The following is a 15,349-nucleotide window of genomic DNA, read 5'->3' as shown; positions in this document are numbered from 1 at the left end:
GCTGGCAAAATCCAGTTGCGTGAACAAAAGGTCCCATTATGAAGTCTGATATCCACCCGAAGTACGAAGCTGTTGTTTTCAACGACCTGGCTTCCGGCACGAAGTTCCTGACCAAGTCGACTGTGTCTTCCTCGAAGACCATCGAATGGGAAGACGGAAACACCTACCCGGTTATCGACGTCGAAATCTCTTCGGAGTCCCACCCGTTCTACACGGGCAAGCAGCGCATCATGGACTCCGCTGGCCGCGTCGAGCGCTTCAACGCTCGCTTCAAGGGCTTCGGCGGCACGAAGTAACCCACTTCACCCCAAGGCTTTTCGAAAGCCCGCATCGCTGGAATCTCCAGCAATGCGGGCTTTTTTGTTTTCCGGCAAGATGGAACGCATGACGTCCCAGCCCGCACCCGAAATGCCCACTAACTACATTGACGACGGCGGCACGCGCCTTCACGGGGAGTATAAAGTTCCCGGCGGCAAACTGGTGGTGGTGGACTTGGACGTCGAGCACGGTCTCTTGGCCAACGTTTCACTGAGCGGTGACTTCTTCCTGGAGCCTGACGAAGCCCTGCAGGACATCAATGCCGCTCTGACGGGCCTGCCCGCGACGACCCCGGCTGCAGACATCACTGCAGCTGTCTCGTCCGGGTTGCCCCCTGGGGCCGTGCTGTTTGGATTCTCTGCAGAGGCCGTGGCAGTGACCGTCCGCCGTGCCCTGTCCAAAGCCACAGGCTGGTCCGACCACCAATGGGAAGTCATCCCGCCGACGGTACTGCCCACAGAAGTCAACGTTGCACTCGACGAGGTCCTCACCGAAGAAGTCGGCGCGGGAGTCCGAAATCCCACCCTTCGCTTCTGGGACTGGGAAGAACCTTCAGTGGTCATCGGAAGTTTCCAGTCTGTTCGCAACGAAGTCGATCCTGAAGGCGTGTCCAGGCACGGCATCACGGTAGTTCGCCGTATCAGTGGTGGCGGTGCAATGTTCATGGAAGCCGGCAACTGCATTACCTACTCCCTTTACGTACCGCAGACGTTGGTAGATGGCATCAGTTTCGCTGATTCCTACGCCTTCCTTGATGCATGGGTCATGGCGGCGCTGGAGAAGCTTGGCATCACGGCTTTCTACGTTCCCCTCAATGACATCGCCACTGAGCAAGGCAAGATCGGGGGCGCGGCCCAGAAACGGCTCGCCAACGGAGGGATGCTCCACCACGTGACCATGAGCTATGACATCGACGCCGACAAGATGGTGGAGGTCCTGCGCATCGGCAAGGAAAAGCGCTCAGACAAAGGCACGCGAAGCGCAAAGAAGCGAGTGGACCCTTTGCGCCGTCAGACCGGTTTGGCCCGCGCCGCCATCGATTGAGGCCATGCAGGAAGCTTTTACGGAACGCTACGGCGCAGTTGAGTCCCGCCTGTCGGAGGATGAACTTTCGGAAGCCAGGAAGCGGGTAGAAACCAAGTTCGGCACAGAGGAGTGGTTGAACAGGGTTCCATAAAGCAGGGTTCCATAAAGCAGGTTCCCTAACCGGCCGCCTGTGCCGTCAGCGCACGCAGCAGGTGGCTGCGCTGTTCGATGATGATGCGGCGCAAAGCACGAGGTGCGTCGGTATGCTCATGCAGCCACTGGTCAGTCTTCACCAGCACTGGATGCGTGATCGGCTCCATGCCGGCTGCCAGATCCTGCCCGCCGGGATAGAGGCCCCTGACGATCCTGCCTGCGATTTCGATACTGCGCTCAGCCCAGACACGTTCCAGGCATTCAAAGTAGGGCTCGATGTATGGCTCCAGGAGGTCTCTGGGCGCAATGGTGAAACCCGTGATTGTTGCACTGAGGATCTCGTTGGACAGCCCGGTAGTGTTGACGGCTGCGTCCCAGGCTGCCGCCTTTACGGAGGCGTCAGGGCGTGCTGAGGAGGCTACTGCATGGCCTTCGCGGCCGGAGGCCGTCTTGTCCGCCTCAAGTTCAGCATCCAGCTCGCGCTGCACGGCTTGTCCGTGGGCGGCGAGGGCCTGCCAGAAACTCCAGCGCAGTTCGGCATCCACGGCCAGGCCGTCAATGATCGTGCCGCCTTCCAGGATGCCCCGCAGCAGGGGGAGCTCGCTGTCGCCGTGCCTGGAAACATCGGCCAGGGTTCTGGCCCAGGCAAGCTGCTGGTCTGATCCAGGGGCTGCGGATTGCAATTGGGCGGCGGCGACTGCCAGGAAGTCCTTTCGCACGCCTTCCCGCATGACAGCGGGGACATAACGTTCAATAGCGGTGGCTGCGTTGCCCAGCACGTTCAGGAGGACGCCGATGCCGGTTTCGGCGGGTGCGAAATGTTCGACGGCGGCAACATAACGTACCGCTGGCGTAGCGCCATCCCGAGCCGAATCCCACAGGGCGGTCCAGCACAGCGCACGTGCCATGGGGTCTTCGATGGTGCCCAGGGAACTGCGGACTGTGTGCTCCGAAAGGGCGTCCAGCCGCACCTTCGCGTAGCTGAGGTCCTCATCGTTGACCAGCAGCAGTGCGGGCCGGGGCTTCCCCGCCAGTTCGGCCACCAGCGTGCTCGGGCCGGAGACGTCCAGCTCGATGCTCTCTCGCCGGACGAGGTGACCGGACGAATCGGGGTCATACAGGCCCAACCGGAGTCGGTGCGGCCGCAACTCCTGCTTGCCCGTCAGGGGGTCGGTGGCATCCTGTTGGAGCGTCACGGCGCCCATGATCCCGTTGTCATCCACAATGTCTGCGGTGATGGTGGAAATGCCCGATGTCTGCAGCCACTGGCGCGCCCAGCCGGCAAGGTCCCTTCCCGACGCGACGCTGAGCGCCTGCAGAAGGTCCTGTAGCGAGGTGTTGCCGAACTCGTGGTCCCGGAAGTACTGACGGGACCCGGCGATAAAGTCGTCAAAGCCTACGTAAGACACCAGCTGCTTCAGAACAGAGGCCCCTTTGGCATACGTGATTCCATCAAAGTTCTGCTTGGCCGCCTCGAGGTCCGGAATGTCGGCAACGATGGGGTGCGTGGTAGGCAACTGGTCCTGTACGTAGGCCCAGGCTTTGCGTTTGCTGGCGAAGTTCACCCATGCGGTATCCCAGTCAGTGGCCCGGTCCACGCCAAGTGTCCCCATGTAGTCAGCGAAAGATTCCTTCAGCCAGAGGTCGTCCCACCAGGTCATGGTGACGAGGTCGCCGAACCACATGTGGGCCATCTCGTGCATCAGGGTGTTGGCGCGCGCCTGGTACTGGGCGTCTGTTGCCCGGGAAGCGTAGACATACTTCTCAGTGAAGGTGACCAGCCCGGGGTTTTCCATGGCCCCGAGGTTGTACTCGGGCACGAACGCCTGATCGTATTTGCCCCAAGGATAGGGGTACTCGAAAAGCTCGTTGAAGAACGTCAGCCCGCTCCTGGTCAACCGGAAGAGTTCATCGGCATCGAACGAGTCCGCCAAAGACGCGCGGCAGTAAAGGGCCAGTGGCACGTCAAGGCGGGTGCCGTCGTCGAGCGTTGCTCCCCAATGATCAGTGGCCTTGAAGTAGGGCCCGGCAAGGATGGTGGTGATGTAGGTGGACATCCGCTGGGTGGTAGCAAAATCCCAGCGCTGGGCCGACGCATCATCCGCTAAAGGCGTTCTGGTGGTCTCCACGCCATTGGAGGCGACTTCCCAGCCTGCCGGAGCGATCACGTGGAAAGTGAATTCGGCTTTGAGGTCGGGCTGTTCAAAGTTGGCGAAGACGCGGCGGCTGTCGGCCGGTTCGTATTGGGTGTAGAGGTAGCACTGGCCATCGGCGGGGTCGACGAAACGGTGCATGCCCTCTCCGGATCGGCTGTAGAGCGCTGTTCCCGTCACAGTGACGGTGTTTTCGGCGGCGAGGCCTTTCAGGATGATCCTGTCCCCGTCCACCACACGGTCAACGTCAAGCGCCTTGCCGTTCAGCACCACGGACTGCACTCCGCCGCTGATGAAATCCAGGAAGGTAGCTGAACCGGGTATGGCTGAAAACCTGATGGTGCTGGTGCTCGGGTAGCCTGCGGTTGCGGGATCTGCCGCGTCGCGGACGTCCAGGGTGACGTCGTAGCTATGGGTGGTGATCAGGGCTGAACGTGTTGCGGCTTCATCGCGCGAGAGATTGTGATTCGACACACAGCTATCTAATCATGATCCAAACGGCCCCCAGGCCCAGCATTGCGATCAGCAGCCACGATCCCAATGCCACAGCAACGGCACGGCCCCCGGTATGAACGAGGGTGCGCACCCGCACCGCGGAACCGAGCCCAAAGAGGGCGATCGCGAGCAGGATGTCCTGTACTCCAGCGGCGGCTTCCAGAGCTGCCGGTGGCGCCCACCCCAAAGTGCGAACGCCCACCATCGCGATGAAGCCGAGGACAAACAGAGGGACAATCGGCGGAAACCGGCCATCGTCGTCGTGCTTTCCTGATTGCCCTGATACTCCGTTGGCTCTCCGCCGTACATGCATCAACCGCTGGTGCAGCCCTGCCGCCGCCGCGATGGGCGCCAAGAGCACCACTCGGGTCAATTTGACGACGACGGCGACTGCCAGCGCCGCTGTCCCCGCAGTTTGGGCGGTGGCAACCACTTGGCCGACGTCATGCACGGACGCACCGGTCCACGCTCCGAATTGTTCCGGGTTCAAGCCCAGGGGGTGCATGAGGAGGGGGAGCACTCCAATGGCCAGAGTGCCACACAAAGTCACCAACGCCACGGGAAGTACAGTGTCCTGGTGCCTGACCCGCCTTACCGCTGCCATGGCACCGATGGCCGACGCACCGCAAATGGAAAACCCTGTGGCGATCAGGAGGGCCGCCTCATCCGGAAGGCGCAGGATCTTTGCGAGTCCGTAGGTCCCGGCGAAACTCAGTAACACCACGGCTGCAATCAGAAGCAGTGACAACCACCCCAATCCGAGGACGTCGCCCATGCTCACCTTGAGTCCAAGCAGTACGATTCCGGCGCGCATGAGGTGCTTCCCGGCGAAGTCCAAGCCTGGCCGGGCGCGCCCCGCCGCCCAGACAGCAGTGCCCGGTATATTTGCAGAGAGCAGGCCCAGTGCAACAGCAAGCGTCATGACGGGAATGACCCCCAATGCCGGAAACACCGCGTGGACGGTGAAGGCGACCCCCGTGGCGGCAATACTCAGGACCAGCCCCGGCCCCAGCCGGGACAGGTGGGGCGCAAGTCTGTTCAAGGGCATGCCTCAACCCTGCCGGATGGGGGCACCGAAAGGCGAACCGGGAGTCTCCGGAAACCGCGACACAATCAGTGCGAAATGCGCTTGACTCAAAAAGGTGATTGTCTAATTCCCATGTCTGACCTATTTCAGGATTATTCCGAGGCCGCTGCGCGCAGCGGCGCCTACGACGAGATGTTCGCCCCAGGCCACTTCGCCAGAAAATCCTACGGTCAGGTTGCCGGTGCACTGCGCGAGCTTTCGCTGGCTGACGTCACCGCACGCGCCGATTCCATGGCACGCACGTTCCTGGACCGCGGCGTGACGTTCGACTATGCGGGGGAGGAGCGGCCGTTCCCGCTGGATATCGTCCCGCGCGTTATCCCCGCCGACGAGTGGGATGTCCTCGAGCGCGGCGTGGCACAGCGGGTCAAGGCCCTTGAAGCGTTCCTCAACGATGTGTATGGCCGGATGGCTGTAGTGGCTGACGGCGTCATTCCACGGCAACTCGTCACCACAAGCGCCCATTTCCACCGCGCCGTTCACGGCTTCGAACCCTCCGGCGGCGTCCGCGTGCACGTCTCCGGCATCGACGTCGTCCGTGATGCCGAAGGCACCTTCCGTGTCCTTGAGGACAATGTTCGCGTCCCCTCCGGAGTGAGCTACGTTCTGGAGAACCGCCGCGCCATGGCCAAGGGCCTGCCCGAGGCATTCGGCCAGCAGCACATCCGGCCCGTGGAGGAGTACCCCCGCAGGCTCCTCTCAGCGCTGCGCAAGACCGCCCCGGCCGGCGTCGACGATCCCACGGTTGTGGTCCTCACGCCAGGTGTCTTCAACAGTGCATACTTTGAGCACACCCTCCTTGCCGGACTCATGGGCGTGGAATTGGTGGAAGGCCGGGACCTGATCTGCCGCGGCAACCGTGTGTACATGCGGACCACAGCCGGCGAACAGCGCGTGGATGTCATTTACAAGCGCATCGACGACGACTTCCTGGATCCCTTGCAGTTCCGTTCCGATTCCATGCTCGGTTGCCCTGGCCTGGTCAACGCAGCCCGCGCTGGTGGCGTGACCATCGCCAACGCCGTAGGCAACGGCGTAGCCGATGACAAGCTCGTGTACAGTTACGTGCCTGACCTGATCCGGTACTACCTTCACGAAGAGCCGATCATCGCCAACGTCGACACTTTCCGGCTCGAGGAAAAGGAAGCCAGGGAACATGTTCTGGACCGCTTGGAGGAGCTGGTGGTCAAGCCAGTCGATGGTTCAGGCGGCAAGGGCCTGGTCATTGGCCCGGATGCTTCCAAGGACGAGCTTGACGCTTTGCGGAAGCGCGTGATTGCAGATCCGCGTGGCTGGATCGCCCAGCCCGTTCTTCAACTCTCCACAGTGCCCACGCTCTCCGGAGACAAATTCGGCCCGCGGCACGTGGACCTCCGCCCCTTTGCAGTCAACGACGGCGACGACGTCTGGGTCCTTCCCGGTGGCCTGACCCGTGTGGCGCTCAAGGAAGGTTCCCTGATTGTGAATTCCAGCCAGGGCGGCGGTTCCAAGGACACCTGGGTGTTGGCCAATTCGCCACAGATGCCTGCCGAGATCATTCCGCGCCAGTCCGTGACGGTCCGCGAACAGGTTTCTGTGTGGCCCGTGGAAAGCAATTGGCGGGACCGCCAGACGGAGCAGCAGCAATGATCCGGATTGCAGGCCTGAGAAGGACCCCTGCTCCATTGACCCCAGCTCCATTGACCCCTGAACTTCGACAAGCACCACGCGAAGGAGGCGCAGTTTCATGCTGAGCCGTATTGCCGAGTCACTTTTCTGGATCGGACGCTATGTAGAGCGGGCCGACGGCACTGCCAGGATCCTGGACGTGCACCTGGAGCGCCTGAACCACCTGCCCCTTGAAGAGCAACGCAGTGTTGCCCGTGAACTCCTCGCCGTAATGGGCGCGAAGCCACAAAGCGAAGACTTCGGCCTGCCCGAGCTGCTGCATGCACTTGCGTATGACAAGCAGAGCGCGTCCTCCATCGCGGGCTCGCTTGGCGCTGCACGTGAGAACGCCCGCAGGGCGCGGGAGACCGTCTCGCAGTCACTCTGGGAAAGCCTGAACACCACGTATTACGGCCTCAGCCAGCATCGCAAGGACGTCGTGGGAACCTACCGTTTCTGCAACTGGGTCCTTGAGCGGACCGCCATGGTGCGCGGGCTGGCCGACACCACCGTCAGCCATGACGAGAGCTGGCTGTTCATGGTCCTCGGGCGTTCGCTTGAGCGTGCCGACATGACAGCGCGCATGTTGTCCACGCGGGATGTGCAGTCCGCCGGAATGTCCTGGGTGAACATGCTGCGGTGCGCTGGCGCGTACGAGTCCTTCATCCGGACCCGGAGGGCCGCATTTGGCGACCAGCACGCAGCCGAGTTCCTGCTTCTGGACCGGTTGTTCCCTCGCTCGATCGTCTACGCCCTGCGCGACGCGGATGAGTGCCTGGCAAAGCTGGACCCTTCAGCCCAGCGGGTCGGCTTCATCAACGATGCCCGTCGGATTGTTGGGCAGGCCAGAACGTTCCTTGAGTTCCACCGGACGGATGACCTGATGTCCGAATTGCCCGAGCATATGGAACGTGTGCAGAAGGCTGTGACCCAGGCTTCGGACGCGATTTCCCGTAAGTACTTCAATCAGGCTGATGAGCATGCCTGGGTGGGAGAAGTTTCATGACCCGGCTGAGCATCGTCCACAAGACGGCCTACAAATACAACCGACGCGTGACGTTGTCCTACAACGAGGCCCGGATGACTCCGTTGACGGACGGCCAGCAGGTGGTCCTGGAATCCTCGTTGAAGGTTTCACCCAACCAGGCTTCGGTCAGCACCTACCGCGACTACTGGGGCACGCGCGTCACTGCCTTCGATATGCAGATGCCCCACGAGAGCCTCGAGGTCCTTGCCACGGCCACCGTGGAAGTGCACCGGACCGAGCGAGTGGCAACCGAGGACGACATCGTGGGCTGGGACGTCATCGCCTCGGAGAAGATCCAGGACGAATTCAGCGATTGGCTGCCCCAGTCACGCTTGAGCGGTCCAGGTGAGGAAGTCCTCGGCATCATCCCAGGCGTGGTCGATGGCAAGAACCCCCATGAGGCGGCGTTGGCCGTCTTTTCGTGGATGGCCGGGGAGATGACGTACATGAAGGGCACCACAGGCGTCACGACGAATGCCGAGCAGGCGTGGACGCAACGCCAGGGTGTCTGCCAGGACCTTGCCCATTTGGCCATTGGCGCGTTGCGTAGCCGGGGCATACCGGCCCGCTACGTTTCGGGCTACATCCATCCGCGGTCCTCCGCTGACATCGGCGAAACCGTTGCCGGGCAGTCCCACGCGTGGCTGGAATGGTGGGACGGCGAATGGCGCAGCTGGGATCCCACTAACCATAAGCCTGCCGGCGACTACCACGTGACTGTGGCGAGGGGACGGGATTACCGGGATGTTCCGCCCCTGAAAGGCATTCTTTCCGGCGGCGGAGGTTCGGGGCTATCCGTTTCCGTGGAGATCACCCGCCTCGCATAAGTAGTTTGTGAACAGATAGGCCCCCAAGAAGCGCTTGGGGGCCATATCTGTAAACACACTCGAAGAATTTTGGATTTACCAGGGGGAGGGCTTGTAGTCCTTGAGGAACACTCCGTACTGGTCCTCGCCGTTCTCGCCCATCACGATGGGGTCGTACACGCGGGCAGCACCGTCCACCAGGTCCAAGGGCGCATGGAATCCTTCTTCCATGAGCCGCACCTTGGTGTAGTGCGGACGTTCATCGGTGATCCAGCCGGTGTCCACGGCGGTCATGAGGATGCCATCGGAATCCAACATTTCCTGGGCACTGGTGCGCGTCATCATGTTCAAGGCAGCCTTGGCCATATTGGTGTGAGGATGTCCCGGACCCTTGTAGGCGCGGGAGAACTGCCCCTCCATGGCCGAAACGTTCACGATGTACTTTCGCCATGCCGTTGAACGCTTCATGGCATCGCGGAGACGGCTGACCAGCAGGAACGGAGCTGTGACGTTGCACAGCTGAACTTCGAGCATTTCGAGCGGATCCACTTCGTCCACTACCTGCGTCCAGCTGTTAATGGAGGCGAGGTCAGGGACCAGCCCACCGGCATCGATGGCCGTTCCGGATTCGATCCGGGCCAAAGACGCCGAGCCAGTAGAGAGCGCCAGGGAAGTGATGGCGTCTCCGGCAAGGACAGGATGTTCGGTGACGCTGCTGGCCAGGGCCAGTGGATGCTTGTCATGGGCGTGGCCGAACGTGACCAGCTCGGGGCCTCCGTTGGCAGCCTCCAATGCGGCCGGCAAGGGCTCGTCCTCGGCGTCAACCAAAGGTTTGTAGGCGTTGCCGGAGCGTCGCACGGTTTGCGCGGCATTGTTGATGATGATGTCCAGCGGGCCGGCCTTGTTCAGGGAGTCCGTCAGGGCCATCACCTGGGCGGGATCACGGAGGTCAATGCCAACGATCCGCAGGCGGTGCAGCCAATCCGCGCTGTCTTCCATTGCGGCAAATCGACGTGCCGCGTCTTTGGGGAAGCGTGTTGTGATGGTGGTGTGGGCGCCATCCCTGAGCAGACGGAGCGCAATGTACATACCGATCTTGGCGCGGCCACCGGTCAACAGGGCGTTGCGGCCCGTGAGGTCGGTGCGGGCGTCGCGTTTGCTGTGGCTGAATGCAGCGCACTCGGGGCACAGCTGGTGGTAGAACGCATCCACCTGCGTGTAGTGCTGCTTGCAGATGTAGCAGGGCCGTGAACGGATCAGGTGGCCCGCGACCTCGCCGGTTGCTGAAGGAGCAAGCTTGTTGCCACGGGTTTCGTCATCAATGCGGTCCGGCGCAGCTGTTGCGGTGAGGGCAATGACTGCACGGTCGGCTTCCGCGATCAGGTCCCGCTTGGTGACGCGGCGGTGCCGTTTGACGGCTTTGAACATCTTGCCCGTTGCACGACGGACGGCGACGTAGTCCGGGTGCTCCTCGTCATAGACGTGGATTGTGGTCAGAACCTTGAGGCAGGCCTGGATCTCTTCAGGCGTCAGATCGGTGGAGCTCATTGACCTGATTTTACAGCCTTGGGAGCCTGAGGCCTGCCTCGGGTTCTACCAGCGCAGCCGGTGCTGGGCGGGAGCCTAGCGGCCAGCGCCCTGCGATGCTGCGTCTACCACCCGGGCCTGGATGCCGGCAGCTACCTTTTCTGCAGAATCCCGGATATCGGGGTCATCCTGCGTGGCAGCCTTAACGGCTTCCGGCAGGCCCCGGCGGTACTCTGCGGACAACGCGAGCTCCTCTTCGCCAGGTTCAGGAACAAGCTGTCCCTTGGCAAGGACTGTGATCCCGGATTCGGTGACCTTGTAGCCACGGGCCTTGTCCAACGCCGGGTCCAGTCCGATCGCGGCGCCGGCCGGGACCTTGACGTTCTTGTCCAGGATTGCCCGCTTGATCACTGCACCTTCGCCGACGCGGACCTTATCCATCAGTACTGAGTCCTGGACACGGCTGCCCGCCTCCACGAAGACGTCGTTGGAGAGCACGGACCCTTCAACGATGCCGCCTGAGATGACCACACCGCTGGCCACGATGGAGTCCAGCGCGGTACCCACCGTGCTGTTCCCGCCGCGGACAAACTTGGCGGGAGGGGAGATGCTCTGGCGGGTGTAGATGGGCCACTCGGAGTTATAGAGATTGAAGATGGGAACGGGGGAGATGAGGTCAACGTGGGCGTCGTAGAAGGAGTCGATGGTGCCAACGTCCCGCCAGTACGTACGGTCACGTTCCGTCGCACCAGGGATGTCATTAAGCGTGAAGTCATAGACTCCGGCCTCACCCTTGTCCACGAAGTAGGGAATGATGTCCCCGCCCATGTCGTGCTTTGTATCCAGGCGCTCGGCGTCCACATGCAGCGCCTCAACAAGGGCGTCCGCGTTGAAGACATAGTTGCCCATGGAGGCGAGGAACTGAGTGGGATCGGCCGCAAGCCCGGGCGTGCTGGCCGGCTTCTCCACGAATGCCGCGATCTTCTGGGGATCGTTCTGGTCAACTTCAATCACACCGAATTGGTTGGCCATGTTCAGCGGCTGCCGTACGGCTGCGACGGTAGCCTTCGCGCCACTGGCAATGTGCTGTTCCACCATTTGTGAGAAGTCCATGCGGTAAACGTGGTCTGCGCCGACCACAACCACAATGTCCGGAGCGTCATCGTGAATAAGGTTCAGAGACTGGTAGATGGCGTTGGCACTGCCAAGGAACCAGCTCTTGCCGACGCGCTGCTGTGCGGGAACGGAAGCTACGTAGCGGCCCAACTGTGTGGACATGCGCCAGGTCTCGGAGATATGGCGGTCAAGGCTGTGCGATTTATACTGCGTCAGAACCACGATTTTCAAATATCCCGAATTGACCAGATTCGATAGTGCAAAGTCAATAAGCCTGTAGCCCCCCGCAAACGGAACAGCTGGCTTTGCCCTGTCCGCCGTCAAAGGCATGAGGCGATTGCCTTCGCCGCCAGCCAACACGATTGCCAATACTTTCTTCAACGCCATGGTCATAGCTCCCCGTACGTCTTCGTAGCCCCCAAAAGTCCGATTTTCCGGACCCTTTCACACTAGAACACATACGCCGGAACGACTACGTTGGGTAACGTGCGAATAGACATTGTGACTAAAGAATTCCCTCCGGAAATTTATGGCGGTGCCGGTGTCCACGTTGCCGAGCTCAGCCGTGTGCTGGCGAAGCACGTGGATCTTCATGTCCGGGCGTTTGGCGCCCCACGTGATGCCGACTACCATGGTGCCACCGTGGCCTCCTACGCCACACCTGAGGACCTCGGCGACGCCAATGCTGCGCTCCAGACGTTGGGCGTGGATCTTCGGATCGTTCCGGACATTGCGGGAGCGGACCTCGTCCACTCGCACACCTGGTACGCCAACATGGCAGGACACCTCGCTTCGCTGCTGCATGGCATTCCCCACGTGTTGAGCGCCCACAGCCTGGAACCGCTGCGTCCGTGGAAGGCCGAACAGCTCGGTGGCGGCTATGCGTTGTCCTCATGGGTGGAGAAGACGGCCTACGAAGCGGCCGCGGCGATCATTGCCGTATCGGATGGAATGCGGCAGGACATCCTGCGCAGCTACCCTGACGTTGACCCGGCGAAGGTCCGGGTTGTACATAACGGGATCGACGTTTCCCTCTGGGAACGGGACGAAGAGGACGACGCCATCCGCGCGTTGGGTATAGATCCGGCCAAGCCAAGCGTCGTGTTTGTTGGCCGGAACACCCGCCAAAAGGGCGTCCCCTACCTGCTTCGCGCCGCTTCCAGCCTTCCCGCCGATGTTCAACTCGTCCTCTGCCTGGGCGCAGCTGACACTCCCGAATTGGCAGCTGAAACAGCACGCCTCATTGAGGAGCTCCAAAGCAAACGCGAGGGCGTGATCCTCATTGAGCGGATGCTCCCGCGCCGGGAACTCATCCAGGTCCTCAGCCATGCCACGGCATTCGCCTGCCCCTCCATCTACGAACCGCTGGGCATCGTAAACCTTGAAGCGATGGCTTGCGGCGCCGCTGTGGTAGCAAGCGCAACCGGCGGCATTCCAGAGGTGGTCCAGCATGGCGAAACCGGCCTGCTGGTCCCCTTGGAGCAGATTACCGACGGTACGGGAACGCCCCTGGATCCACAGAAATTTGTGGCCGACTTCGCCGCAGCCTTGAACGAGGTTGTGGCAGATCCAGAGCGCGCGCGCAAGATGGGCATGGCAGGCAGGCGCCGCGCCGAGGAACATTTCTCGTGGGAATCGATCACTGAAACCACCCTTGAGGTATACCGCTCAGTTCTTAACTGAGCAGCGTTGGTTCAGCCCCGGCCCGTCCGGAAAAGCAGTCAAAACCACGACGGCGCCGCCCCCTTGAGTGGGGACGGCGCCGTCGTGGTTTTGCGAAACTTCCGAAAAAGTTCACTGACCAGAAATCTCGTACTGTTACCGGGACTTGGACGCCTTCAGCGCCAGGAGTGACTTCTCGTCCGCTGGTGCGGATCCGCTGGCGCGTTGCTTACGGAAGTGGGTACTGGCCTCGTCCTGGCGGCTTGCTTCAGCGCCGGTCGCGATAGCTGCCCGCAGGTGCTCAGGACCATAGCCAAAGGCATCCACGAGGTCCAGGGCGTGCGGACGGATCTTGACCAACAAACGGTTGATGTACGTCCCTACGGTCCGGCCGCGCTGCATCGACAACCGGCCGTTCATGAGGTACCACGACAAGTGCTTCTCGATGAGCGAAAGCCCGAACAGATCCCGCAGCCAGGTGAGGACCCGCTTGGTTCCCTCATCGGAAACCTCGGCCAGCGCCTCCGTGAATGCCTCCCACTGGAGGAGCTCGGCATGGGCTTGAGCGGCTTCGATGAGTTCATGCTGGTGCTGGTTGAACAGGGCTGCCGCCTGGTGCTGCGGCAGCTTATTGGCGCCCTTCAGCGCAGCACCTACTTCTGCCACCATGGACTGCACGCGGTCAGTCAGCAGGGTCCGCTGGCCTTCCTCGTCGCGCAAAGCCAGTGCTGCTTTCTGCACCGAACCCGTGTCCGCTACGAACTGGGCAACCTGGCGAAGGCCCGTCCTGTGCAAGGCGACACCCGCGGCCTGGTCCACTACATAGCGGGCAAGCACGCCGAAGTCTGCGCTGCGGAATTCCTTGGCGTAATCGGCCAGGAGACGCTTGGCCACCAACTGCAGCAGGACGGTGTTGTCGCCTTCAAAAGTCACATAAACGTCAAGGTCCGCGCGCAACGAGGCAAAGCGGTTCTCAATCAGGAATCCCGCGCCACCGCAGGCTTCGCGGCATTCCTGCAAGGTGTCCAGCGCATGCCAGGTGCTGAGGGGCTTCAGCGCGGCCGCCAAGGTTTCCAGATCCTGGCGGTCGGCGTCGGTGTCATGGGCACCGGAGAAGACGTCGTCGAACTTTTGCAGGAGCTGCTCGTGGGCAAAACTGGCGGCGTAGGTCGTGGCAAGCCGCGTGAACAGGCGCCGCTGGTGACGCTGATAGTCCAGCAGGACTTCTTCGTCAGTGGGGGAGGAAGCGTTGAACTGACGGCGTTCGGTGGCGTACTGGATGGCTGTTTTGAGCGCCACCTTGCTGGCCGCCACAGCTGCCCCGTCCAAGGAGACCCGGCCCTGGACCAGGGTTCCTAGCATCGTGAAAAAGCGGCGGCCCGGGCTCTCGATGGTTGACGAGTACGTTCCGTCGGCAGCTACATCGCCGTATCGGTTCAGGAGGTTGGTGCGGGGGATACGGACATCGGTGAAGTGGAGCCTGCCGTTGTCGATGCCGTTGAGGCCGCCCTTGATGCCGTCATCCTCCCCGCCGATGCCTGGCAGGAATTCTTTGGTGGTGGGGTCGCGCAGCTCTACGTAGAAGGCGTGGACGCCGTGGTTAACGTTCTTGGTTACCAGCTGCGCGAACACGACGGCGGCCAGGCCATCGTTCGCGGCGTTGCCGATGTAGTCCTTCCAGGCTGCCCGGAAGGGGGTGTTGATGATGAATTCCTGGTTCACTTCGTCATAGGTGGCCGTCGTGGCGATGCTTGCGACGTCGGAGCCGTGCCCCGTCTCGGTCATCGCGAAACAACCGGGAATTGCCAGGCTCATGATCCCGGGGAGCCATTGGTCGTGGTGCTCCCGGGTACCAAGGTGCATGACAGCGGAGCCGAAGAGGCCCCACTGAACCCCGGCCTTGATCTGCAGCGAGGGGTCGGCCGTGACGAGCTCTTCAAATCCGGCGATATTGCCGCCGTGATCATCCGAGCCTCCCAGGCGCGTGGGGAACGCCCGGTGGACGGCATTGTTATCTACAAGGAACTTCAACTGTTCAAACACGCGGGCCCGGTGTTCCGTGTGGTGCAGGCCTTCGATCTTCTGGACATCGGGATGACCCGCTACTTCGCGGGCTTGGTGCCGGATGTGAGCCCACTTGCCCAAGAGCTGCTCACCCAGCGCCGCGACATCCACCATCGGATCCGCACCCTGCTTGCCGGATCCAGTGCTGCCGGATCCACTGGTGCGCATGGCCGCGTCCTCGCGGCCGGACGGTTGATGGGCTGATGGCGCCCGGTCCACTACTTCAGTCATGTTGATTCCTTCTTTGGTTCTTACAACTGATGGATCT

At 61.8% G+C, this 15,349-nt stretch carries 10 protein-coding genes and 1 pseudogene; 6 read left to right on the top strand and 5 right to left on the bottom strand.

What is annotated here, in order from left to right:
* Positions 1 to 38 precede the first annotated feature (38 nt).
* A complete protein-coding gene (locus ACTAQJ_RS03470) occupies positions 39 to 296 on the top strand; it encodes a type B 50S ribosomal protein L31 (RefSeq protein ID WP_216925747.1) in 258 nt (85 codons plus the stop codon).
* 112 nt (positions 297 to 408) lie between these two features.
* Positions 409 to 1,495 (top strand): annotated as a pseudogene (lplAB, locus tag ACTAQJ_RS03465) (lipoate-protein ligase LplAB).
* Positions 1,496 to 1,520: 25 nt separating this feature from the next.
* On the opposite strand, the gene pepN reads toward lplAB, so the two are convergent.
* Both pepN and ACTAQJ_RS03455 read right to left on the bottom strand, forming a co-directional pair.
* On the bottom strand, positions 1,521 to 4,124 hold the full coding sequence (gene pepN, locus ACTAQJ_RS03460) for an aminopeptidase N (protein WP_498700719.1): 2,604 nt from the start codon (positions 4,122 to 4,124) through the stop codon (positions 1,521 to 1,523).
* 4 nt (positions 4,125 to 4,128) lie between these two features.
* Entirely contained in the window at positions 4,129 to 5,193 is a 1,065-nt protein-coding gene (locus ACTAQJ_RS03455) for a YeiH family protein (protein WP_498700716.1), read from the bottom strand.
* Positions 5,194 to 5,304: 111 nt separating this feature from the next.
* On the opposite strand from ACTAQJ_RS03455, the gene ACTAQJ_RS03450 reads away from it, so the two are divergent.
* From ACTAQJ_RS03450 to ACTAQJ_RS03440, 3 genes are all read left to right on the top strand, one after another.
* The gene (locus ACTAQJ_RS03450) at positions 5,305 to 6,861 is read left to right on the top strand and encodes a circularly permuted type 2 ATP-grasp protein (protein WP_498700712.1); all 1,557 of its coding nucleotides are present in this window, start codon (positions 5,305 to 5,307) and stop codon (positions 6,859 to 6,861) included.
* A gap of 97 nt (positions 6,862 to 6,958) precedes the next feature.
* On the top strand, positions 6,959 to 7,885 hold the full coding sequence (locus ACTAQJ_RS03445; protein ID WP_216925742.1) for an alpha-E domain-containing protein: 927 nt from the start codon (positions 6,959 to 6,961) through the stop codon (positions 7,883 to 7,885).
* Entirely contained in the window at positions 7,882 to 8,733 is an 852-nt protein-coding gene (locus ACTAQJ_RS03440) for a transglutaminase family protein (RefSeq protein ID WP_477515641.1), read from the top strand. Before ACTAQJ_RS03445 ends, ACTAQJ_RS03440 begins: the two co-directional genes overlap by 4 nt.
* Before the next feature lie 75 nt (positions 8,734 to 8,808).
* Here ACTAQJ_RS03440 and ACTAQJ_RS03435 read toward each other — a convergent pair whose 3' ends face one another.
* Both ACTAQJ_RS03435 and glgC read right to left on the bottom strand, forming a co-directional pair.
* Positions 8,809 to 10,260: an SDR family NAD(P)-dependent oxidoreductase gene (locus tag ACTAQJ_RS03435; protein WP_498700707.1), complete on the bottom strand. Its 1,452-nt coding sequence runs from the start codon at positions 10,258 to 10,260 to the stop codon at positions 8,809 to 8,811.
* 75 nt (positions 10,261 to 10,335) lie between these two features.
* Entirely contained in the window at positions 10,336 to 11,748 is a 1,413-nt protein-coding gene (gene glgC, locus ACTAQJ_RS03430) for a glucose-1-phosphate adenylyltransferase (RefSeq protein WP_431115247.1), read from the bottom strand.
* Between the two features lie 93 nt (positions 11,749 to 11,841).
* Here glgC and glgA point away from each other — a divergent pair, with 93 nt between their 5' ends.
* On the top strand, positions 11,842 to 13,038 hold the full coding sequence (gene glgA / locus ACTAQJ_RS03425) for a glycogen synthase (RefSeq protein ID WP_498700702.1): 1,197 nt from the start codon (positions 11,842 to 11,844) through the stop codon (positions 13,036 to 13,038).
* A 135-nt stretch (positions 13,039 to 13,173) separates the two neighbouring features.
* Here glgA and ACTAQJ_RS03420 read toward each other — a convergent pair whose 3' ends face one another.
* The gene (locus ACTAQJ_RS03420; protein ID WP_498700698.1) at positions 13,174 to 15,312 is read right to left on the bottom strand and encodes an acyl-CoA dehydrogenase family protein; all 2,139 of its coding nucleotides are present in this window, start codon (positions 15,310 to 15,312) and stop codon (positions 13,174 to 13,176) included.
* Positions 15,313 to 15,349: the final 37 nt, after the last annotated feature.

This window comes from Arthrobacter sp. alpha11c, from assembly GCF_054149985.1.
The sequence above is the reverse complement of the archived record's forward strand: the minus strand, read 5'-3'. Positions and strand labels throughout refer to the sequence as shown.

Excerpts from the sequence above, each read along its gene's own strand:
- ACTAQJ_RS03470 (WP_216925747.1), top strand. The coding sequence starts at position 39 with ATGAAGTCTGATATCCACCCGAAGTACGAAGCTGTTGTTTTCAACGAC.
- ACTAQJ_RS03455 (WP_498700716.1), bottom strand. The coding sequence starts at position 5,193 with ATGCCCTTGAACAGACTTGCGCCCCACCTGTCCCGGCTGGGGCCGGGG.
- ACTAQJ_RS03450 (WP_498700712.1), top strand. The coding sequence starts at position 5,305 with ATGTCTGACCTATTTCAGGATTATTCCGAGGCCGCTGCGCGCAGCGGC.
- ACTAQJ_RS03445 (WP_216925742.1), top strand. The coding sequence starts at position 6,959 with ATGCTGAGCCGTATTGCCGAGTCACTTTTCTGGATCGGACGCTATGTA.
- ACTAQJ_RS03440 (WP_477515641.1), top strand. The coding sequence starts at position 7,882 with ATGACCCGGCTGAGCATCGTCCACAAGACGGCCTACAAATACAACCGA.
- ACTAQJ_RS03435 (WP_498700707.1), bottom strand. The coding sequence starts at position 10,260 with ATGAGCTCCACCGATCTGACGCCTGAAGAGATCCAGGCCTGCCTCAAG.
- glgC (WP_431115247.1), bottom strand. The coding sequence starts at position 11,748 with ATGACCATGGCGTTGAAGAAAGTATTGGCAATCGTGTTGGCTGGCGGC.
- ACTAQJ_RS03420 (WP_498700698.1), bottom strand. The coding sequence starts at position 15,312 with ATGACTGAAGTAGTGGACCGGGCGCCATCAGCCCATCAACCGTCCGGC.